We start from the raw sequence: 22,479 nt of genomic DNA, 5'->3' as shown, positions 1-22,479 counted from the left end.
TTTATTGTACGCTGTTTTCCTCCTATTTTCTTGTAGGATCTGACACTCCCGACAGGAAAACTTTAGATTTAGTTTCCTCCAGCGTTAAGCTTGATTCTGCTTCAACGAAAGAAACAAAAACCATCTCACTTGACAGGGATGGTTTTTGTTAGAAATTGAAATGCTTTTTCGTTACAAATTTCTTATCGTTGATCTAATCTCTAGTTTCTATTCTGGCGTTCCCGTAGACGTTGGCGCTGTCGTCGCATCGGCAGTCGGCGCTGTTGTCGCATCCGAGCTGGATGGAATCGTCGTTTTTTCTCCCGGAACACCGTCATAGAAGGAATAATTTGACGGCCGCATATGTTTGGAAGCCGCCGTCATCGCATCTTCCCCTTCGGCAACCTTGCCGATTACCATTGCGCCGACCAGCTTCATATTGCCGTCAACCGGAATATCTTTGATATCCTCGCCAAAGGTATGCACAAAGCCCCAGCCGCGTTTTAAGCCTTTTCCGTCAATATACCGGGTCGGATCATTCTTGGCTGCTTCCCCATACAAACCGCCGAAAATATGGGTGTTATACCCCAGCGCATGGGCCGCGAACTGCATCCAGCCCATCGCAATTCCGGTATCCAGATAGGCGTTCGTCGCACTCTGACTGTAGAAATTGCCGACCTCGCTTTCCTTGCCGGTTGTGCTGTCCACATAACTGCCATACGGCGTGGCATGTTCCTCCTGCGGCAAAATTTTATCGGCATAGAACAAAATTGTCGCTGTGCCTTCGGTTACGCTGCGCCCTTTCGCGTTAAACAACGTATCCCAATAGTCGCCGACAACGTCGAACTGATCCTGAACATCCTGCAGCACGACGCAGAACACCTCGCTAAACTGAACCGCCAGCTGCGCCATCATCGCGACGTCGCACATCCTTGTCAATTCCTCCACGGTCGGTTTATCCTCCGGTTTCTCCGACCAGTATCCATTATCCACGGACATCCAGCTGGCTGGATTCTCCTTCATATACTGGATCAGCCCTTTCGGATCATAACCTTCGCTTTTCTGCGGTGCGGACTGCGGATCCGATGAACAGCCGCTCAGAAGTCCCAGCACAGCGGTTGACAACGCTGCCGCGGAACCAGCCTTCAGAAATTCTCTGCGTGAATACTGTTTTTTCATTTTCTCTTCCTCATTTCTCTAGTTCAATCATACACAACCTTGTTGATTTATGTGTTTTAAAATTTAATTTAGCTTTTTAATTATTCTAACGCCCTTGCTGGTTTGTGATTTCATTGATAAAATGAGAGTTATCCTATCCTTTCATAACCCAGGAGGTTGCCAATGAATACACGACAGATCATTTGTTTTTTACAGCTGGCAGAAACTAAGAGCTTCGCCGCTGTTGCTGAAAAAATGTTTCTTTCCGTTTCCACTGTTTCTTATCAACTTCGGCATTTTGAAGAAGAACTCGGTTTTCCACTGTTTTTCCGCGATCAACATTCAGTCACGCTGACGCCGGCCGGAGCGGCTTATGCTGATGAGCTGCGGAAGATCTACGACATGCATCAAGAAGCGATCGAACGGGCTGCTCTAATCTATCGGGAAAGCCAGGCACTGACCGTTGGCTTTACGCCGGAAGTGATTTTAAACTGTTATCCCGTTTTATTATTGGAATTTCAAAAGTGCTGTCCACAGATTCAACTGGACTCAGTGCCGGTCAATATCAGCAGCGGCTGCGATCCCCTGCGGTTTAAGACAGTCGATATGATGTTTACTTATGATTGCTGGGTTAAAAACAATCCTGAGCTGGAGTATATTGAACTGAAACAATCCCAGTTTTACTGCGTCGTCAATCATGAAGACCCGTTAGCTCAGAAAAATGAAATCGAACCTGAGGACCTGGACGGCAAAACGATCATCATCACCACGCATAATGATCAATGGATACAGGATATCGTTCAGGAAATCAATCAATCCGCTAAAAATGTGCAATATCTGGAAATTGAATACTGTAACTTCGCGATCAGTTTTGTGAAAGCCAACGTCGGAGTTTCAATCTTTCCCTACAAAACCATTCCCGGAGAAAAGAATGACGTATTGTTTATCCCATTTAACCGCAAGCGGAAAATTACATTGGTTCTCGCCTGGCGGAAAGGGGAATTGAGTGAACCGGGAAAGACTTTTATGCAGCTTTGTCAGCGAAAAATGAAAAACGTAATGCTCTGATTCAGACATACCGAAATTTCATGCCTTTCTCAGGGCATGAATAAAATAATTTTAAACTAATTAATTCTGTAAAAAGGTGAAATCGTAATTGATTCCACCTTTTCTTTTCTCTTTGAATTTCGCTTTGAACAAGCATTATGCCTGACGGCGCTATCCTGCAAGCTCCCCAAAAGCTTTGCGTCTGGATGTTGACGCGCAGACAAAGTCAGTCGGAACCGGGATCGGTTTAGAAAGGGAGGTTCGTTCGCCGATCCCGCGTTGACCGCTTGATCGTTCCTTTCAGGAACCGGATGTCAGCAGTTTCCGGGTTTTCCACTTCCCGCTGCAGTAATAGCCGATACAGATCAGACATGGAAGTATCCGCGAACAGGCGACGCCCCACCACAAGCCTTGATAGCCCATCTGGAAGAGATTGACAAAGATCAGGCTGAGACCGATCTTGCAGACAACGCCGTCCAGGATACCGATCGCAAATCCCAGCTCGACGAAACCGCAGCCGGTAACCATGGCCTGGAAAGCGCCGATCACCGCGGAGACGAAGAAATGCAGGATGAAGATGCGTAAGAAGGTAACGCCGAGATCCAGAACCAGCGGATCCTTAGTAAACAGACCGAAGATCACCTTTGGACAGAACAGGCATAACAGACTGGTCACCGTCGCGCAGACTAACGTGCAGCCCAGCGTATAGATTGTTGTTTTGCCGGCCCGTTCAATCTTCCGCGCCCCCAGATTCTGTCCCACCATGGAAGCGGATGCGGTATCGACGCCCTGAACGAAGACTTCCAGGAACTTCTGCAGCTTGTTGCCGATGGAGTTGGTGCTGGAAACGATGACGCCGTAGGAATTAGCCGTCGAATTGACCCACAACATGGAGAACCGGACTAACAGACTGCGCACTACCTGCGGAACGCCCAGTTTAATAATAATTTTCATGACTTCGCCGTCCAGCTTAAAATAGGACAGCCTGGCTTCGAAGTCAAACTTTTCACGGTTTCTGAGCATGAAAATAAACGCCGCGCCGAACGATCCGATCTGCGCCAGCACCGTGGCGATCGCCGTCCCGGCCGCTTCCATGTGAAACCCAGCCACGAGCACCAGGTCCAATACGACGTTAATCACCGCTGCCACAAGAATAAAGATCAGCGGACGCTTGGATTCGCCCATTCCCCGCAGGATTCCGCAGACAGCGTAATAACCGAAGATAAACGGAAACCCGATCGCTGTGATCACCATGTAGGCACTCGCCTGATCCATCGCCTCTTTCGGACAATTGATCAGATTCAGAATCGGTGTATGAAAGAAAATCGCCGCGAGCGCCAGCACGATTGAAATGAGAATCATGAAGCTCAGCAACGTGCCGACCGTTTTCTTGATCTTCCCCTCTTCCCGGGCGCCGTACAGCTGGGAAATATAAATCTGTCCCGCGGTGGAGAAGCCCATCGCAATCGGTGCGACCAGGTCAGCGATCTCGCCCCCGGTATTGACGCCGATCGTTCCCAGCGTGCCGACATACTGGCCGATCACTGCCAGATCGACCATCGAATATAATTGCTGAACCAGATTGGTCAGCACAATGGGAATCGCAAAAATCACCAGGCAGCGCAGAATGGAGCCTTCCGTCAGATTCATTCCGACTTTGCCTTTTTTTATCGTTTGTGTCACGAATGAAACACCTCCCATAAACAGGCTTATTCTAACAAGGATCTGCCTGGTAAAAATTTCAATAAGTAATCCATCATTACCATGAAATTAGAAATTTTCAGCATCGCCCGAAAGCGGAGCCGGGAGCAATCCTGTCCTTTAAGTTCCTGTTCCTCCTCTTTCTTATCTAAATTTATGACCTGAGGAACAAATTACCGGCAGTTCTTTTTCAGCTGCGGTTCGTTCACGGCGGATCAAGATCATCACTCGAGGTCCGCAAGCTTCTGGAAGTAAAGTGTATTTCATCCAATTTTTAAAATGCTTATAATTTGGATAACAAACAGGCATAAATCGGAACCTCTGGAGTTCCGCCTGTATTGAAGGAGGAGAAGAAATGCAGATCAGCAGCAGCCGCACTCGAATCACGCCGGAAGGTCCATTTTTCCCATGTTACCTTCTCGGCCACGCGATTCGGACCGAAAAAGCTCTCGGCGTCGCGGACGATCTCTGGGCCAGCGCGCTTGTTTTGAAGGTGGAAGAAACAACCTTGATCTGGGTGTCCGTCGATCTGGCCGGCTTAAGTAAGATGGAAAGTGACCGTCTTCGCAGCGAGCTTGCCCACCGGTATTCCGTTGCGAAGGAAGCTATCACAATCAGCTTCACCCACACCCATTCAGGACCCGAATATGATTCGGTCTCCCCGTTTTTCGGAACGGAAAAAGCCGCGGTTCCCGGTTATATGGATTTCGTTCATGCCCAGATTCTGAAAGCTGTCGAGAAATGCTTCGAAAACGGGTTTGAGGAAGTTCAGGCTTACGCGTGCACTCTCCAGATCGAAGGGTGTTACGGCAACCGCAACGGTAAGGACAAACCGGCGGATAAAAGCCTGACGACGATTGAATTCCGGTCCGGCGAGCGGATTGTCGGCGGAATCCTCCATTTCACCTGCCATCCGACAGTGCTGGGACCGCAGAATTTATTCGTCAGCGGCGACTTGGCCGGATCTCTGGCACGTTCCCTGCAGCAGCGGTGGGGCGTGTATCCTTTAGTCATGCAGGGCGCGGCCGGTGATATGTCCAACCGGTTATACCGCCGGGGCAACGATTTCCATGAATTGCAGCGGATTAACGACGTGATCATGGCGCAATGGGATGCGCAGAAAGAAAGAACACCGCTGACGCTCTCCCCGGTAACGATGCGAACCGGACGATTCCAACGCACGTTCAGAAAAGATCCGCAGAAACAGAAAGCTTTATTCGCGGAAGTGGAAAAAAGAATTGCTGAAGCGAAGACTTTCGATGAAAAGAAAGTCTACACCTCCAGTCTGGCGGTGCTTCGCCTTCAGTCGGAAGAAGAAGAAACGGATTTCGATCTGGAATATACATTATATAAAATGAACGATTTGTTTATCCTGACGATCCCGGCCGAGCTGTTTTCCCGCTTCGGTTTGGAAATGAAGCAGGCGATGTCCGCGGTGTGTCCGATCATCTGGGGATATTCCAACTATTCCGTCGGTTATCTGGTCGACCGGGAAGAATACGGCCGGTCGTTTGAAAGTGCCGCGGGCTCCATTCCGGTAGGCACGACCGAACAGATCGTCGCTGAAATTCTTGACGCTGTCCGCGCTCTGCGTTAATCAAGATTTTCCGATTCATTTGCTCTTCAAAACCAACCGCAATCCGGGAGATCAAGGATAATATCTAAGCTCAATCCAACAACAACATCTGAATTCCGGAAGTTTGTTCAAAAGCGGCGAACTTCCGAGAATCTCCCCTTTAGCGCAGAATCACCCTTTCATCTGATTTTAAATAAGCAAAAGCAACGGTAAAACCGTTGTTTCAAGGAGGATAAAATTATATGCTTGAAGTCGCAAAAAGTTCCCGTGTCATTACCCCTTCCGGCTCCGTTCCGATCGCCGGTCACGCAATGCGGACAGAAAGTTCAACCGGTGTCCACGACGAATTAGAGGTCCATGTTCTTCTCCTTAATCTTGAGGGGACAAAATGCTGCTTCATCAACGCCGATGTGATCGGCGCGGACTTTGATTTTGTCCTTCGGGTAAAAACAACCGTTCATGAATTACTGGATATTGATCCGGCCTTGGTCGTTTTCAGCGTCACGCATACGCACACCGGGCCTTATTTCGGACTCTCCGCAATGACGGGAGTTAAAACCGAAGCGGAATCTCAATATGAAGATGAAGTGCTGGATAAAACAATCGAAGCCGTGCTGGATGCCACAAAGCAATGGATTTCCTTTACCGACGTCATTGTGCGTCAGGGTGAAGTGAAAGGATTCTATGGCAACCGCAATAGCTTGGACAAGCCGGGCGATGAAGTGATCACGAATCTGGAATTCCGGGATGAAACCGGCAAGCCTGTCGCGGCCTTCGTCAACATGTCCTGCCACTCCACCATCATGAATCCACTGGAAACCCGCTTAAGCGCCGATATGCTGGGGAATGTCCGGCGGGAATTAACGCCATATCTGGGCGTCGTTCCGCTCATGAGCAACGGCAATGCGGGTGATCTTTCCAACCGCCTGTACCGCCATGGCAATGATTTTAACGAACTAAAGCGCGTAACCTCCGGGATTGCGGCGCAGATCGCCGGCTTCCGTGACGGCAATGCCCTCTGCCTGACGCCGGTCCGCTGCCGTGAAGTTGGTTTTGAAGTGGATTATGACACCGATAAAACCGCCTTGGCGGAAGCCTTGGCGAAGCTTGAGCAGCAGCTTTCCATTGTCACGGAATTCGATGCCCGCAAATGGCTGCTTTCGGAAATTTCCGGTTATCAGCGCAAGCTGGCTCAGGATCATGTCCACGTCTGCCTCAACAGCACAATTCTGCGGTTAGGCGATCTGGAACTGGTCGTCATTCCCTGCGAGCTGGCCAGCGCCTTCGGCCGTCAGATCAAGCGCAGCTCCAATGCCAAGCTCTGCTTAGTCTGGGGTTATGCCAATGGATGCAGCACCTATGTCGTTGAAGCGAGCGAGTTCAACGGCGGCCACGATGGCATCTCCACCCGGCTTCTGCGCGGACAGGCCGAAGAATATGTCGCCAAGCTGATTCAGAATCTGTTCTGATACCGCTTCTCCAATAGAATATCCAAGAAAGTTCTGAAAGCCTGTCCGCCGGGAGGCTTCCGGAACTTTTTTGATCTTGCGGCTATTACGTTCAAAACTTGGACGCTGATCTTTTGTTTTCCGTGGTTTTCCCACCTCGCTGCGTCTTCCCGTACACTCCGTTTTCAATCTGGTTGTTCCTCTTTGATACTGATTATCCCTTTGCGAATTAGAAACTCAGACAGCCTGTCCGCAGACTTTTTCGGCAGTCTATTATATAAGGAAGGAAAACCATTCGTTCCTTCCTTGCGGAAACGAACTCTTTTTCAAGAGAATCCAGGAGTATTCACTAAAAGACAACAACGGTGCGGAACTTTCCTGACCGAAAAGAGACTATTCCCAGAATTTGGCATGAAACTTCAGGAAACAAGCTTGGAAAAGGCTAAATTCTAGTGGAACTTGATATCCTATAATTAGAAAATGTAAGCGTTTATAATGAATATATCAGATAAATATGCATATTTGATTGATACGAAAGGAGATTATTTATGAACGAATATCTGCAGAGCAGCGGCATCGTAGACGTCCGTGTCGATGACCGGATGGTTCACGGTATCGTTGCTACCATGTGGATTCCAGAGAATCACTGCACCCGGATCATGGTTGTCAACGAAGATGCTTCCAACAACCAGGTGATTCGCAGCACGTTAAAAATGTCAGTGCCGGCCGGCGTCAGTCTGTCGGTCTTAGCTCCGGAAAAAGCTGCGGGCAATATCAAAAACGGAAATTACGCCGATCAGCGTGTTTTTATTGTCGGCCGTGAAATTCAGGATGTTTACGCCTTGTATAAGGCCGGCGTCCAATTTGCCCGGGTCAATCTCGGCAATGTTACGCAAAACACCGGGGAAACCCTGATCCTTGACAAGACCGCGCGGGTCAACGCCGAGGAACAAGCGATGCTCCGCGAAATGCGCGACGCTGGAATTCAGATTACCTGTCAATTCCGTACCGACGATCCGGTGAAGGTTTGTAAGGACGTTCTGGATTCTTAATTTTCATAAGTGACTCAGTTCTATTACAACTCAATCAATGAACTTGATTAAGAAAGGATGAGAGAAATGTTTACTCCAATTCAAATCATTCTGGTCTGCGCGTGGATGTGGGGATTCACCGTGATCGGAATGAGTGTTCAACTTTTCAGCTACGGCGTAGCGGTTCTGCATGGCTTCGTTACCGGTTTGATCATGGGTGATGTCGCAACCGGCCTGACCGTCGGCGGCACGTTATGCTTAATGGGTCTGGGGGTCGGCGGTTACGGCGGATCCTCCGTCCCGGATTACGCGATGGGCACGGTCGTCGGCACCGTCTTCGCGATTGCGACCGGCGGCGGAGTCGAGGCGGGTCTGGCCACGGGGATTCCGGTTGCGACCTTAGGCACGCAGTTTGATATCCTCGCCAAAATGTGCGGTTCCTTCTTCATTCATAAACAGATGGACTGCGTTGAAAAACACCAGTTCGATAAAATGGGGATCTGGGCGCACGGCTGGAATATCTTCCGCGCTACTCTGTATACTCTGCCGATTCTGTTGGTTATGACCGTCGGTTCCGGTATTATTACCACCCTGTTGGCGAACATGCCGCTGTGGCTGACCAAGGGCTTGAATACGGCCGCCGGAATGCTGCCGGCCGTGGGCTTCGCGATCCTGATGAAATATCTGCCGATCCGCGAATACGGCGTCTTTATGATCTTCGGCTTCGCCGCCGCTTCCTATCTGGGACTGTCGATGGTCGCGATTTCAATGTTCGCGTTCGTCGCGGCCTATATGGTGTATAAAGGCTTAGAAAAAGGCAATACCGCCGCGGCTGCCGGAAACGGAGGAAACTACGATGAGTAACGTATTAACCAAAAAAGATCTCCGGCGCTGCTTAAACCGCTATATCTTCACACGTCAGTCGCCGTTCAACTATGAAACGATGCAGTCAGGCGGCTGGGTCTACTCCATCCATCCGGCCATGGAAAAAATCTATGACGGCGACGCCGATCTGTTAGCGGAAAAGTACAAGGATCATTTCAAATTTTATAATACGCATCCGTGGATGGGCAACATCATCCTCGGCGCGTGCATCGCGATCGAATCCACAAAGGATCCGGACGCAACCAAACAGGCTGTTGAAATGCGGACTGCCTTGATGGGTCCGCTGGCCGGGATCGGCGACGCGATTATCTGGATCATGTTTATGACGATCCTGGGCGCCATCGCCGCTTATATGGCGCTGGAAGGCAGTATCGTCGGCTGGGTCATCGCTGAAGTGATTCAGCTGATCATCTGGTTTGCTTTCTACAAGCTGTTCTTCGTCGCTTATGACCAAGGCGTTACGTTCGTTACCACCCGCAGCGCGCAGCTGCAGCACATCACAGAAGCCGCTTCCGTGCTCGGTCTGTCCGTTGTCGGCGCGCTGGTCGCTTCGACCGTCAACGTCAAATTCGGCATTACGATGAGCTACGGCGAAGTTGTTCAGCCGGTCAACGATCTGTTGGATTCGATCATTCCGCATTTCGGCAACGTTGTCACCGTCGCCCTGATCTATTGGGGTTTAGGCCGTAAGAGCATGACGTCCGGCAAGATGATCGTCATCGTGCTGGTCGCCGCCATCGTTCTTTCGGCGATTGGGATTCTTGCCTAAGCCGCAAAATCAGGATGTACAGGAAGCACGCAGGACTCTTGCGTGCTTCCTTTCATAAAGGAGAACCCAATGATTCGATTAAAAGAAAACGTTGAACAATTTATGGATGAATTCGTCCGGAAGCATGTACGTTTTGAGCAGCTGATCGACCAGGGGCGCTTTGAAGACGTGAATCCGGAACTGCTGGAAATGATGGAAAGAACGCTGCCTGGTTTTGCGTTTCGGTTATTCCGGCCGCAAAACAGCCGGCAAATTCACCTTGAACTCACGACCACACTGGATCCGGCCCGGCGGATCTTAGCCTATTATTTCTGTTCCCGCCTGCCTGACAGTCTGAAATCCCGCTGGTGCTTCGATGCTAGCCATCCTGCGCTCAAAGGGAGCTTCACCCACAATGGCCGGACTTGGAGACCGGAAGAAATTCAGGTCATTCCGATGTTTGACAACAAGCGTCACCGGCTGAACCTCAAAGTCGAAAAACATCCGAAATTTAAAGGCCTCCGTGAAGAAGACTGCTTCATGATATTATATATGATGCTTTCTGACGCTTTAGGAGAAATTGCGGTTGACGCCTACCTCGGCTCCCTTCAGTTTCTCGATGGCGTCGGCCGGCTCACCCAGCACGGAAAAAAACGGGTGTCGCTGCTGGAACTGGAAGATGTGCTGCACAAAGAATGTGAAAAACGCGGCTGGATTGATCCGCAAGACATCGTTTTCATCGCGGAAAACTATACCCGGAGGACGAGAAAACTTCAGCTGCGGCAGGACATCGTTGAAGGCATCAGCTTCTGCCTGCCTTTGTTAAACGAAGAAGGCGAAGCCGCTGAAAAACAAATCTCAACTCATCTGATCCGGGCTTGTCAAGCCGGCTATTGCAGCGTTGCCGTCAACGTGGCGCCGACGCTTCCGAAAAAGGAAAAGATTGCACAGCGGGAAATTGTGGAAAAGGAAGTAAGCCGGATTTTAAGCGATGATCAAAGCGGGATGTTGATCAACGCCGCGCTGGGCAACGCGCACGGCTATGTTGATTTTCTAGTCTATGACCCGGCTGCCCTGGATGCCGTAAAGGCCTGGGCTGCGGGAACTTCCCAGCTGGAAGTACTTGAGCTGAATTGACTGAATAACAGGAGGTGAGCGGATGAAGGAAAAACTGCTTCCGATTCAAATACAGCTGCTTGACCGGCTGAACCGGACTAAAGAACCCATCAGTTCGCAGTTTCTTGCCAACAGTCTGGGAGTTTCCAGCAAGACGATCCGTAAAAACCTCAGCCAGCTGAATCTGGCGCTGAGCGATCAGGGTGCGGTGATCACCTCCAAAACGGGCAGTGGCTACTGGCTGATCGTTGAAGACCGGGAACGCTTTGAACAGTTCATGCAGAACGCGTCCGCTCGTCCTGCCCAGCACATCCTCAATCCTATTCAGGTTGACCGGGCGCATTTCATTATCCGCACGCTGCTCTGCCGGCAGGATTACACCCGCATTGAGGAGCTGGAAGATCTGCTTTTCATGAACCTGACCAGCGTTAAACAGATTCTGAATCGGGCTCGGGAAATCCTGAAGCTGTTCGATTTAAAGATCGTTTCCAAAAGCCGGCACGGCATGAAAATCAGCGGCCGGGAACACGATATCCGGCTGTGCCTGAATTATGAATACGGCAATTATTCCACAACCTCGCTGAAGCTGGCCCAGCCTGAAGAATATGGCCGGCTTTACCGGTTTGATCCGCAGGTTCAGCAGCGGATCGAGCTGATCATCCGGTCGCTGCAGGAAATGTTTATCAGCTACAACCTGTCGGTATCCAGCCTGGCTTCCTTAAGCCGGCTGATTCTGATTTCTGCCGTCCGCAGTCAAAATGGACATCCGCTGGACTATCCGGAATCTACGATTATCCGGTTTACCAATCGGAACTCGTATTACGTCGCCAAGCTGGTTCTCAACCAATGCGCCGAACTGCTTCAATGCAGCTTTATCCGCGAAGATATCATTTTACTGGCCATCGGCTTCGTTGGCTTTCGCATTGCGCTGAGTCCGGATGAAATGTTCCGCGACGGATTTCTGGAAAGCAAGGATATCGCATTCGATCTCGTCCAGCATCTGGCGCAGACCAACCAGTTCAGCTCGATCAACAAGGATATCAAGCTGGTCGACGACATCGCGCTGCACCTCGATGGTCTGTTTACCCGTTCCCGCTATCATCTGCGGACAACGCAGTTTGCCAGCGAGGTTCAGGTGGAAAGCTCGTTAATGTCGCGGAAAATGGCGATGCAGGCAATGGTATATCTGCATGAGAAATATGAAATCGAAATCAGCGCGGAGGAAATCACGCGTCTGGCGCTGGTGATTCATCCGGTCTTCGGCAGGTTTCCCTGGAAGTTTAAAAAGATCCGCGCCTGCTGCGTGTCCAACATCGACAAAAGTGTCGGCCGGGGACTCGCCGAACGCTTAATGCGCAATTTCGGGCGATTTATCGAACAGATCGACGTTCTGGAATTGTATGAGTTAAAAGACGCCGACTTGAGCGTGTATGAAATGTTGTTTACCTCGTACAACCCTGAAGAATTAACGTTTCTTCCCAAGTCGCTGACCGTTTTCCAGCTGGATCTGTTCTTTGATGAAAGCACCAAGCGCAAGATCCGCTCCTTATTCGTCAACGGCAATCATCAAAGCAACTTTAAAATCCGCAGTGATCTGCGTCCGCAGCATATCTTTACCGGAATGGATGTCAGCAGCGAGGATGCCTGTCTGGAAATGATCGGCGAATCGCTGGAATCTGTACTGCTGGACAGTCCGCAGGCATTGAAAGAGGATTTGCAGACCTGCGAGGAAATCATGGCATCGCAGCCGCGGGATAACGTCGTCATTCTCAGTGGTTTGCACTCCCACACGGCGAATGTCACCCTCAGCGTATTTGTCCTGAAACGGCCGATTCCCTGGAATCACAGTCTGCTTAAAGCGCAGATCATCGTGTATTGGGACCGCGGCCAGGTAGCGAAGGATGCGGAACGGTTTGAGAACGAGTATGTCCCGCATCTGTTGGAAACCGTATTCCACGACCGGCTGGTCATCGACGAGCTGGTCAAGAATCCGGATTACGAACATTTGATGGATGTGATTCTGGAATACCACTTCGCGGTGCTGACGCTGGGAAGCAGTTTCCGGTAAATTGCCTGTCGTCCACCCTGGATTCAGATTTTTCCTGAGTTGAATTGGAACCCCGGAAGACAGCGGCAATTTAAGACTTCCGTTCTCATAAATCTAAATGAAAGCAAAGAAAGTAGGAGAATTATGCGTAAAATTGTACTCTTAAGTCACGGTGGGATGGCCAAAGGCCTCTTGAACACCTTAAGTATTTTCACAGCCAATATCGATCATATCACAGCGATCAGCGCCTATGTTGACGACTGCGATCCCAAAGCGGAGCTGGAGCGGTTTTGGACGAGTGTCAACGATGACGATCAGGTCGTCCTGTGCACCGACATCCTGGGCGGCAGTGTCAATCAGCTGGCCCTGCCTTATCTTTCCCGGCCGAACACCTATCTGTTTACCGGAATGAATTTTCCGATGCTGCTGCAGCTGACCTGCCTGGATGAAAACGCAACGGAGGCTGAGATCAAAGCGCTGGCCGACGTCGGCAGGGAAGCGGTCGTCTGCATGAATGATTACGAGTTCCCCCAGTATGATGATGAAGATGAATAAGCCGCATACTGAAGCGGAAACGCCGGCGGATAAGCGGAAATCTCAACTTCCGTTCAGGTCTGATTTCAGAGTAAAATAAGAAGCAAAAGGGAAAGAACCCGGGGGAGAAGGAGCGATTATGATTAAATGGATTGTCAGCGATCTTGACGGCACATTATTTGAAGGCCATGGAGAAACGGTCTTTGATTTAAGTCCGGCCAATGAAGCGGCGCTGCAAGCGGTTCAGAATGCGGGAATCGAATTCAGCGCGGCCAGCGGACGGATGATCGGCTACGGTATTCATCTGTTAGAAAAATATGGTTTCCCCCAGATCCGTACCGCAGGATTTAACGGCGCTGTCTGTTACGATCAGGGACAGTTCGTCGTTACTCATGCGCTGGCAATCCGTCAGATCCGTCAGATTGTCGAGATCACCCGGAAAGCATTCCCGCAATGTGTTATGATTCAGGTTCAAGGCCTGAATTCTGAGCGGATTTTAGCTAATCTCCAGGATCCCATCGCCGAGCATGTTCGGAAAGAATGTGCGAAGCTGGGAATTGGACAGGTTATGGATTTCACGCTGGATCAATATCTCGATGATTCTCAGGGTATTCTCGCTGGAAAGCTTTCCTTAACCTTTGATTCTCAGAAAGCCTGTCTTGCGGCTTGCCGGCAGCTGAGCGAACAGTTGGATCATTCCTGTTTTATCGCGCAAAGCGGCGAACGGCTTTTGGAGATCGGAAGCGGTTCAGCACATAAAGGAGTTTTTATTGATTACCTCAAACAGACCTATTCGCTGCGGGCAAACGAGATCGCGGTCATCGGCGACTCGCTCAACGACGCGGAAATGTTTGCCGGGGCGGATCATACCTTCGCGATGCAAAGCGGCAGTCCCGAGCTGCAGCGCAAAGCTGGACACATCGTAGAATCCGCAGCGGATGCGATTAACTGGTGTCTCGATTATAACGTTCGTCAAGTCTAAATCCGTCCCATAAAGCGCAGGTCCATAAGCGGCTGCGCTTTTTTGTGCTTTGACAATTCTGGCCAGCATTCGCAAACTGATTTTCAATGAGCCAAATTTTGAAATGTTGATTCCCGCTTCTGATTCTATAATAGACAAAGAAGAAACACCCAAGGAATCCGGGAACTACGCCGGACAGGAGGAACTCATAAATGAAAATCCAGGAAATTATCGACAAGCTCAAGGACTGGCACGAACCCTTCATTGAATCTCCGCGCGGAACCCGCGATCAGATCTTAACCGGGGATCCGGATCAGGAATGCACCGGGATCGCCGTGACCGTCTGCGCCACTATGGACGTTCTGCGAAAAGCGGCGGCCCGGAACATCAACTTCATCATCACCCATGAATCCATCTTCTTTGGCAGCGGCAACACCGAAGAAATGCTGGCGAACAACGCGGTTGCCATGAAAAAAAAGCAGTTCGCGGACGATCACGGGTTGGTCGTCTGGCGTGATCATGACCGGCTGCATGGCAACGGTCTGCCCTTTCAGCCCCAGCGGGTGAATCCGGATTCCATCTTCACCGGCATCCTGTCTGAACTGGGATGGGAGAATTATGTTGCAGATGATCCGCTGAAACCGCTGCTTTACCAGATTCCGCCTGTTCCCGCGCAGACATTGGCCGATTTCATCCTCCGTCGGTTTGAATTAAACGGTCTTCGAATCGTCGGCAATTTAGATTGCGAAGTTTCCTCTGTCCTGTTCTGCGAGCATGTGACAGGATCGCCCAAGGATGCCGAGATCATCCGGAAAGCGGAACAGGCCGACGTATTGATTCCCTTTGAAATCTGCGATTATACGCTGACGCAGTATGTGATCGACGCCGCGGCTCAAGGCCGGAACAAAGTTCTTTTGGAAATGGGTCATTTCAACTGCGAGGAACTGGGTATGAAGGCGATGGCTCGCTGGCTGCCGGAGGTCGTGGGCGAAGCTTTGCCAGTCACTTTTATCAAGGCCGGAGATGGATTTCAATATCGAACGGCTCTGATTTGAACTGAAAGATAAAATCATTTTGTCTTAATTGTGAGTCCTTATGCTATAAAATAAGCTCTGGAATTTCCTATGTTTCAAAGGACGCTGAGCGCTTCGCCGCGTCCTTTTTCCAATAAAAAAGCAGCGGATCGTTAAGCTTTCGCTGCGGGAAGTCAGTTTCCTTATTGAATTTTCAAATTTTAACGCATTCAAAAATCAGTGAGATTGAAACTTTCTTTGAGATGTATCTTCTATTCATAGAGCTTTCCCATATAGAGAATTTTAGCCAGAACCTGAAAATCAACCTCTGTCCAGACTATATTCGAGGACGGACTGGTCGAATCGTCTTCTATCCAGCTCGCCATTTGCCACAAATAGTCAGAGATTGTTATATTTTCCCATTCCTCAAAATGTTGTTGATAATCCAAAGAAAAATCTTCAAGAAAACGGATAAACTCTTCTTTTTTTGAAATCGTGTTGATCTTTTCAATCCAACTGCATTCTTCTTCTGTTTTCATTTCATACATTCCTTCTTTTCTGAGAAGTTCCTCGATTCCTGAATCCTGAATCTCTTTAATAGAACTTCCTCACCAGCGTTTCATATTTTTTTTAAATTTTTCGATATACGCGGATTTTAATTCCTCTGCCGAGATATCATAACATAAGAGAACATCATTGTAATACATCAGAACATCCGCTAATTCCTCGATCAGTTCTTTTCTTACCGCTTCATTCTGGCAGGCCTTCTGATCACCCTGTTTTTTTACGATGTCGATTACTTCGCCCACTTCGCCGATCATCCAGAGTAATTTGTTTTTTCCGACCTCCGGGGAGATCCCTTCCCATTGTTCTTTATATTTTTCCTGCAGCGTTCTCTGCATTTCTTTCATTTCGTTGATCGTAAATTCTTCCATTATTTTTTCCTCGATTTTTCTGTTTTTTGATTACCAATGTTCATTCCAGAATGATTACCACGATTTTACTGATTAAAGTTCTGATACGAAAACTGATTACATTTAATAAACTGGAATTTGTATAACCTATTTTACTGTGATATATGAAAAACACTACTAACGAAGTAAGGCAGTTTTATCTAGAATCATCTTTTTTATTGAGGAAACAGTATCTTGGATTGAATAGCCTGTTGTATCTATGACATTTTGTTCATATAGTCCAAGATTGCTGAATTGCGCCCACATTGCTTCAACCAATTCAATATTTGTTTCTCTATCTAATTTTGAACGGGTAATTGCTCGCTGCATAGTTTCTTTTTTACATGCCCTTAAAATAATATAATGTACTTCATAGCCCTCGTTAACGATGTTCAACCATGGTTCTAAAAACCACGGGCCAATAATGCCATCCACAATTACATCATATCCACCACGAACATATTGCTTCGCAGCGCATATAAATGCCTCAATCACAATCAAGTTTTGTCCGTTTGATTCTGGCAAATGAGGTGGAATTGCTCCCTTGCTAAGATAATGGTAAAAATCATCGGTATGCATATGCACAGATTTTTCCATATTGGATTCTTTCGCAACGATAGCCGATGTTGTAGTTTTTCCCGTTCCTGGCGAACCAGTAATTATAATAATTCTTCCTTGATTCATAGATGTCTATCCTTCCAAATTCTAATTTATCGATCCTTTGCTGGAATTATCTTATTCTTCAAATGAAATCGTTCATGATCCGTTCTTCATTCCCAGTTCATCCATGAAATTGAATTTTTACAATTTAAACTTATTCCAGCAAAAACGCAGATACTCTTTCACTGATATTTCCTGGCTATGCGAAATTCCAAGAATCACAAATGGAATTCCTGCCATCGTTATATAACAGTCTTTCAAATCAAAAATAAAGAAATTGGGAATCTGTAGAAAATCTAAACTTCCACCCCAAAACAACTTATCGATCAGACTGCACAAGCATCCCGCTAATCCGAAAATCATTATTATTTTTACTGGAAAACTAGTGTTTTCTCTTTTTACCTTATACAATAAATAACCCGATATCAAGATCCCCAAAGCAAAAACATTTAGAAGAATTGTTAAGAATGGGTTTGATAACGGTTCAAAAAAATTTCCAATATAAGACAAACGGATATTTATTACCGGATTAAATCTAAGGATTCCGGACAGGATATCGAATTCATACGTCATGAATTCTTTTGATATCATTATTTTTAAAGTTTGATCTATCAGAATTAAAAATAATATTGGAATGATAAAAAGCTTAAACTTCTTAATAAACCTGACCTCCCTTCAAATTCTACTCTATCCGTTATTGAAACAGAAAATTTATCATTTCAGCGAATTATGACGTTCACGATGTTCCTGATCATGAACAGAAATGATCCCGCAGCATTGGCGTTTTCGATGGCAATACTCATAAAATAATGACCTTTTACCATGGGCATGACAGCAGTACCGCCCCAACCTGTCAAATATCTTCCATCAATGAATTCTTTTGCTTTCTAAGCAGGATATTTTCTACAGGACAATCCGACACCTGTCTTCGGTTTGTTCTCTTCAATATGAAATCTGCTTATTCAAATAATTCCTGACGGAGATTTTCACACTCTTGCGCCATTTCTTTCATTTCTTCATCGGGTACCATTTCATGAAGATCATAGGCAAGCGGATCTTTCGTAAAATCAGCCAGCGCTTTATTCATCAAAGCGTTCTCCTCTGAAGTAGTCGTTATCCAAATTGTCCGATCTGAAGCAGGATTCTGGATTAACCGTAAAGGGACCTTCCCATTGACCCGGCATTCTAACAGAAGCGCGGCCAGATCGGTAACAAGATCGATCGCAAAATCAAACTCATGTTCCCAACCCTCTTTATCTTTATATTCGAGCGGAACTTCCGTGTTCCGGAAGTTCCAATTCAGCTTATCCAGACCCGTATCCGTAAAAATTTCCCTTAGCGGAATTTCATCTTTCTGCTTTCCGACTAAATAATCCAATAAGGTTAAGCTGTCGTCTGTTCCTCCGATATAGTTGCCCCAATATTTTTCAATCACCATTTTATCTGCCTCTTTTCTTATTTAAGTTGCCAGCATCCCGATCATATTTAATCGATGTATTCAAAGGGATCGTCTTGTTAAGTTAGATTCCTTGCGATGACCGCAATTACACAAACCAACAGTATGCCGCCGCTAAAGATCAGAATGATTCTTTTGAGCTTCTGATCCGCTTTAAAAGCCGCATCAATTTTATCTGAAAACAAAGCACAGACTATGGCTAAGATTAAGAATATCCACGTGATTTTCATACTCTTTCCCTCGCGTACACACGCCGCTCTCTACGATTATTATAACTTCATTGACTGCTCTTCACAATCGTTATATACCGCTTTAAAATAAGCTGACGTGAAAAAGTAAATTCCACTTAAGGAGGAGGCCGCTGGAATTTAGTCTTTCACCAAATTCCAGTTGCATTTACTCTTTCACTTTGTCATAGTAAAAGTGCCAGAATACCTGCCTCCTTATTCCTGTTTGGAGATGAACCGGATGTGGGCATCAACCTAGAATAAACAGCTTTCTGAAACTGACCGTAAAATTATCGCTCAGTGTTTTTGGCAAAGATAAATCCACCATTGGAAAAAGATCAAGCTCCATCACTCTCAGCTTGGATTCGCAAGAAAAGGCGAATCTCATCTCATCCCATATCAATTCCTATAACAAAAAGACGCTGAACAACAAAACATCGTTCAGCGTCCTCCGCTTCTTTAATAGTGAGATGGCTAATCGATTCCTTAGCTATGGATTGACTGAGATCCCACACGATCGAGTCACCCTCAAGCCTCACTTATTGAAGTAATGTTCAAAGCATAAATACAAGCAGCAAGAAGCCTGTAACGATCAAAAATCAAGTGGAAGTAACTCTTTCATTTCCTCCTTATTTTATCGTATTTGTATGAGTAAGTTCTACTTTTCTTTTTTCACTTTCTGAAGTGGAACTTAACTTTTCAGTCGAGCATTCTCTTTTTGATTATGTAGATATCTTGAAACTTGCAACAATCCATATGCATGTCAGAAACAGTATAATCAATATCAGCGCTAATAGAATAAAGTAATACAGCAGTTTAAGAATATAATTTCTTTTTTTTAAAAATGACAAAATATTAGAAGAAATTAATAAAACTGGCGCAATATAAATACAGGTGATTATAAATTCATTTGTGATTACCATGACTTGATATCCTCCTTCACGTTTGACGGATTCCAATTTTCACTTCCTTTTACCGGAAGTTTTCTCACTGCTTTACAAAGTCGCTGATTAAAAGCGCTAACTTTTGAGGGTTATCGATATTTACTTCATGGCCGGCCTTCTCAACAAGGCAAATCTCCGCCGTTGATATTTTCTTTTGCAAGACCTGCGACGCTTTTTTGTTTGCTTTGTCCTTTTCCCCGCAGATCACAAGTGTACGGCACTGAATACATCCCAGGCCGTTTTCTAAATCAATATCAGTCATGGATTCAGAAAGAGAGATGAAATCTCTCTTTGCCATTCCCATTTGCTTAAAGGTTTGATCCGGCATCAACTTAAAAATTCCATTTTGAATTTTAAACAGGATTTTAGGCACATTGTATCGAGCCCCGATTAAGATCAATGAATGGACAATTTCGGGATGCTCGATCGCCAATCGCAACGCTAAAATTCCACCTAACGATAAGCCGCAAAGATTGAGCGGCTCATGAAAATGAATACAATATTCCGCAAAAGCTGAATAAAGACTTTCATATTTGACGGGATTTCCTTTGATGAAACTAAATAAATCAGGAACGATGATTTCTGATTGCTGTTCCAAAAACTGAATCGTAGAATCCCAACTTGACGGGGTTTGTCCTAGACCATGAAGTAAGATTGTTTTCATTATTTTTAAACCTCAGTCAATTCTATTTGATAAGACTATTATATCTTTCTTTACCCCGGAACCACAATCCTTATTCATTATTTAGATCCGGAATTAAATAGTACAGTAAGATTCGTATTATCATTTCCAGTACTTTTTAATCTTCCGTTTTTTTGACCTTCTTCTGCCCAAACGATTGAGAAAGTTTTATAATAACAGATAAAGGGGAAAAACAATGTTAAGTACAATAGGAAGGAAAATCTTACAATACATCTCATCCTGCGACAGTTATGTCAGCGGCGAGGAATTAAGCAAGATCTGCAATGTTTCTATCAATACGATCCGCAAGGAAATCGATCTCATCAATCATGAACTGACCGGCAGAGGCTGTTTTATCGAGACCAAGGTCGCTGTGGGCTATTCGCTGACCATTCGTGATCCGCGGGCCGCAGCCCCGTTTCTTACCCAGTCGCTCAAGGAATTCCGGCGTTTTGATTATCTGAACTATTCCGAGTTTTCCATGGCCTATCAAATCCTGATGAAGCTGTTAATCGCCTCTTCCTACACCTCGATTGAAGCGCTGGTTGGTTGTCTGTTTTGTTCACGCAGCACAATCCTGCGCACCATGGATCAGGTGCAGCTGATTTTGAATCCGTTTCATCTGGAAATGAAAGTTCGGCGAAATTACGGTCTGATCATTCAGGGAGATGAATGGTCAAAACGCATCTGTCTGATTTTTCTTCATAAGGTTTTCGCTCATGAGAATAAGCCTCAGATTTATGAAGGCGCTTTTGGCGCATTATTTCTAAATCAAACAGATTATCCGCAAATCCTTCAGGATCAGATTCTGCGATATTTTGGCAGACACCGGGAAATAACGATTCCCAACATTCATGTGATCAAGCTAACGCAATACATCTTATTAGCGAAAACACGTTCCCGTTACGCTTCCGCGATTCAATACACCGAGGATCAGCTCAATCATATCCGCCAGCTTTCTGCTTTCAAAGCGGCCCGGGAATTGTATGCTTCGCTGCCGGCTTATTTCAAAGAAAATCTCCATGAAAACGACATTTTATCGTTAGCCGCGCTGATTGCCTGCTGCATGACGCTGAAAAGCGCCGATCAGATCCCCTTGGAGGATCAGCCCGTGATTTTCCAGGAAGTCCGGGATAGCCTTGCCTTTATCCGTCAGCACTACGAGCTGGAAGACTGCCTGGACGCTTCCTTTTACGATGCATTCGCAGGTTACCTTTACTGCCTGAACCTGAAAAAAGAGTTCAATTTCTGCACGGACTCCGAGGAACTGACGACCTCGACGAAAATTGGTTTATGGACCGCAGATCTGTGTTCTTTATTCGCTCTGTTCTATAAAAATAAGACCGGCGTCCATCTGAACGAAACCGATCTGGCAGAAGCTTACTATATTTTTAACGCTGCAATCTACAAACAAAATTATACATTCAACAAAATGAACATCGCTGTTGTTTCCCGGCAGGGCCGTTATTACAGTGAAAGCATCGCGGCCCGGCTCATGACTTATTCCAGCCGCTATATTGAAAGCCTTGAAGTTCTGGAAGCGACGGAGCTTTATGAAACTGAGCTTGATGTTTACGACGCGATCATCACGGACATCTATTTCTCCTCCCTGCCGAAGAATTATCATGGCGCTTATATTGAATTCAACCATCATCGCGACAGTCCTGAATACAAGGATCTCTCTGATTTTCTGATTCAGTTTTTTAATCAGCAAGCTCTCCCGTTATTCCAGCCGGCCAATTTCCACAAGACAGATTTTAAACAGAAACAAGACGTCTATGACGCTATTTTCTCATTCTATGCCTCGGAGCTTGGCGATCGTGAAGCGTTCTTCCGTGATTTACAGATGCGCGACAGCTTTATCAGCAATGAGAAAAAACAGGATCTGGTGCTGATCACGTCTCTGGCTATGCGGATTTCCCGCCCGGTCTTTCAGGTGTTCGTGAATCACAAACCGATTTTCTGGAATCAGAATAAAGCTCACGTCTTTATTTTCTATCAGTATGGCGACGGCAGTCGGGAAAATGTCCAGCGGATCAGTTATTTGCTGAAACAATTTCTTCATCAGAACGCACTGTTCCTCAATACGCTTTATGAACAGAGCTATGATGAGGTAGTGGGCTGCTTTAATATCCTGTAATCCAAAACAGCTGGTCAGCAAAGGACAAAAATTCATAGCGCAGGCCTTGGAACCCCTTCTTTTATGTTTGTCTGATCAGATTCGGCAGGCTAGAAATTGAACGAAGAGCTTTTGTCTTTTCGATAAGCACCCTTACAGGTTCCTTATGAATATGAATTAAATCTTTTCTGGTT

The 22,479-nt window shown here is 46.7% G+C and carries 21 protein-coding genes; 12 read left to right on the top strand and 9 right to left on the bottom strand.

What is annotated here, in order from left to right:
- Positions 1-207: 207 nt before the first annotated feature.
- Positions 208-1,158: a hypothetical protein gene (locus tag DWY25_RS13005; protein WP_117895588.1), complete on the bottom strand. Its 951-nt coding sequence runs from the start codon at positions 1,156-1,158 to the stop codon at positions 208-210.
- 162 nt (positions 1,159-1,320) lie between these two features.
- Here DWY25_RS13005 and DWY25_RS13000 point away from each other — a divergent pair, with 162 nt between their 5' ends.
- Complete coding sequence (locus DWY25_RS13000; protein WP_117895587.1) at positions 1,321-2,205, top strand: LysR family transcriptional regulator; 885 nt, start codon at positions 1,321-1,323, stop codon at positions 2,203-2,205.
- Positions 2,206-2,484: 279 nt separating this feature from the next.
- Here DWY25_RS13000 and DWY25_RS12995 read toward each other — a convergent pair whose 3' ends face one another.
- Positions 2,485-3,867, bottom strand: a complete 1,383-nt coding sequence (locus DWY25_RS12995) for an MATE family efflux transporter (protein ID WP_117895586.1) — start codon at positions 3,865-3,867, stop codon at positions 2,485-2,487.
- A 373-nt stretch (positions 3,868-4,240) separates the two neighbouring features.
- On the opposite strand from DWY25_RS12995, the gene DWY25_RS12990 reads away from it, so the two are divergent.
- The 10 genes from DWY25_RS12990 to DWY25_RS12945 all read left to right on the top strand — a co-directional run bounded on the left by DWY25_RS12990 (position 4,241) and on the right by DWY25_RS12945 (position 15,286).
- Positions 4,241-5,482 (top strand): neutral/alkaline non-lysosomal ceramidase N-terminal domain-containing protein, encoded by a 1,242-nt coding sequence (locus tag DWY25_RS12990; protein ID WP_117895585.1) that lies wholly within the window; start codon positions 4,241-4,243, stop codon positions 5,480-5,482.
- A 221-nt stretch (positions 5,483-5,703) separates the two neighbouring features.
- The gene (locus DWY25_RS12985) at positions 5,704-6,930 is read left to right on the top strand and encodes a hypothetical protein (RefSeq protein ID WP_117895584.1); all 1,227 of its coding nucleotides are present in this window, start codon (positions 5,704-5,706) and stop codon (positions 6,928-6,930) included.
- A gap of 527 nt (positions 6,931-7,457) precedes the next feature.
- Positions 7,458-7,961, top strand: coding sequence for a PTS sugar transporter subunit IIB (locus DWY25_RS12980; protein WP_117895583.1), 504 nt, complete (start codon positions 7,458-7,460; stop codon positions 7,959-7,961).
- Positions 7,962-8,027: 66 nt separating this feature from the next.
- The gene (locus DWY25_RS12975; RefSeq protein WP_181981819.1) at positions 8,028-8,804 is read left to right on the top strand and encodes a PTS mannose/fructose/sorbose/N-acetylgalactosamine transporter subunit IIC; all 777 of its coding nucleotides are present in this window, start codon (positions 8,028-8,030) and stop codon (positions 8,802-8,804) included.
- Positions 8,797-9,594, top strand: a complete 798-nt coding sequence (locus DWY25_RS12970) for a PTS system mannose/fructose/sorbose family transporter subunit IID (RefSeq protein ID WP_117895581.1) — start codon at positions 8,797-8,799, stop codon at positions 9,592-9,594. Before DWY25_RS12975 ends, DWY25_RS12970 begins: the two co-directional genes overlap by 8 nt.
- Positions 9,595-9,663: 69 nt before the next feature.
- Positions 9,664-10,710: a hypothetical protein gene (locus DWY25_RS12965; protein ID WP_117895580.1), complete on the top strand. Its 1,047-nt coding sequence runs from the start codon at positions 9,664-9,666 to the stop codon at positions 10,708-10,710.
- Positions 10,711-10,732: 22 nt separating this feature from the next.
- The gene (locus tag DWY25_RS12960) at positions 10,733-12,757 is read left to right on the top strand and encodes a BglG family transcription antiterminator (protein ID WP_117895579.1); all 2,025 of its coding nucleotides are present in this window, start codon (positions 10,733-10,735) and stop codon (positions 12,755-12,757) included.
- Between the two features lie 123 nt (positions 12,758-12,880).
- Positions 12,881-13,291 carry a PTS sugar transporter subunit IIA gene (locus DWY25_RS12955; RefSeq protein ID WP_117895578.1) on the top strand — a complete coding sequence of 137 codons (411 nt, stop codon included), beginning with the start codon at positions 12,881-12,883 and terminating at the stop codon, positions 13,289-13,291.
- Between the two features lie 118 nt (positions 13,292-13,409).
- Positions 13,410-14,252, top strand: a complete 843-nt coding sequence (locus DWY25_RS12950) for an HAD-IIB family hydrolase (protein ID WP_117895577.1) — start codon at positions 13,410-13,412, stop codon at positions 14,250-14,252.
- 191 nt (positions 14,253-14,443) lie between these two features.
- The gene (locus DWY25_RS12945; RefSeq protein ID WP_117895576.1) at positions 14,444-15,286 is read left to right on the top strand and encodes a Nif3-like dinuclear metal center hexameric protein; all 843 of its coding nucleotides are present in this window, start codon (positions 14,444-14,446) and stop codon (positions 15,284-15,286) included.
- Positions 15,287-15,516: 230 nt separating this feature from the next.
- Here the strand turns inward: DWY25_RS12945 and DWY25_RS12940 are convergent, their stop codons facing one another.
- The 7 genes from DWY25_RS12940 to DWY25_RS12900 form a co-directional block, all read right to left on the bottom strand.
- Entirely contained in the window at positions 15,517-15,783 is a 267-nt protein-coding gene (locus tag DWY25_RS12940) for a DUF7660 family protein (protein WP_117895575.1), read from the bottom strand.
- A gap of 69 nt (positions 15,784-15,852) precedes the next feature.
- Positions 15,853-16,179, bottom strand: a complete 327-nt coding sequence (locus tag DWY25_RS12935) for a MazG nucleotide pyrophosphohydrolase domain-containing protein (protein ID WP_117895574.1) — start codon at positions 16,177-16,179, stop codon at positions 15,853-15,855.
- Between the two features lie 156 nt (positions 16,180-16,335).
- Positions 16,336-16,881, bottom strand: coding sequence for a P-loop nucleotide/nucleoside kinase family protein (locus tag DWY25_RS12930; protein ID WP_117895573.1), 546 nt, complete (start codon positions 16,879-16,881; stop codon positions 16,336-16,338).
- Between the two features lie 117 nt (positions 16,882-16,998).
- On the bottom strand, positions 16,999-17,475 hold the full coding sequence (locus DWY25_RS12925; protein WP_261795728.1) for a signal peptidase II: 477 nt from the start codon (positions 17,473-17,475) through the stop codon (positions 16,999-17,001).
- Between the two features lie 340 nt (positions 17,476-17,815).
- Positions 17,816-18,295, bottom strand: coding sequence for an imm68 putative immunity domain-containing protein (locus tag DWY25_RS12920; protein WP_117895571.1), 480 nt, complete (start codon positions 18,293-18,295; stop codon positions 17,816-17,818).
- A gap of 77 nt (positions 18,296-18,372) precedes the next feature.
- On the bottom strand, positions 18,373-18,543 hold the full coding sequence (locus DWY25_RS12915; RefSeq protein WP_006057823.1) for a hypothetical protein: 171 nt from the start codon (positions 18,541-18,543) through the stop codon (positions 18,373-18,375).
- A 984-nt stretch (positions 18,544-19,527) separates the two neighbouring features.
- Positions 19,528-20,148, bottom strand: coding sequence for an alpha/beta fold hydrolase (locus tag DWY25_RS12900; protein ID WP_117895569.1), 621 nt, complete (start codon positions 20,146-20,148; stop codon positions 19,528-19,530).
- A 214-nt stretch (positions 20,149-20,362) separates the two neighbouring features.
- Between DWY25_RS12900 and DWY25_RS12895 the strand changes: the two genes are divergently transcribed.
- Complete coding sequence (locus DWY25_RS12895) at positions 20,363-22,306, top strand: BglG family transcription antiterminator (protein ID WP_117895568.1); 1,944 nt, start codon at positions 20,363-20,365, stop codon at positions 22,304-22,306.
- Positions 22,307-22,479 lie beyond the last annotated feature (173 nt).

Origin of the sequence: Holdemania filiformis, assembly GCF_003459085.1 — a bacterium.
GTDB classification, from domain to species: domain Bacteria; phylum Bacillota_I; class Bacilli_A; order Erysipelotrichales; family Erysipelotrichaceae; genus Holdemania; species Holdemania filiformis.
The sequence above is the reverse complement of the archived record's forward strand: the minus strand, read 5'-3'. Positions and strand labels throughout refer to the sequence as shown.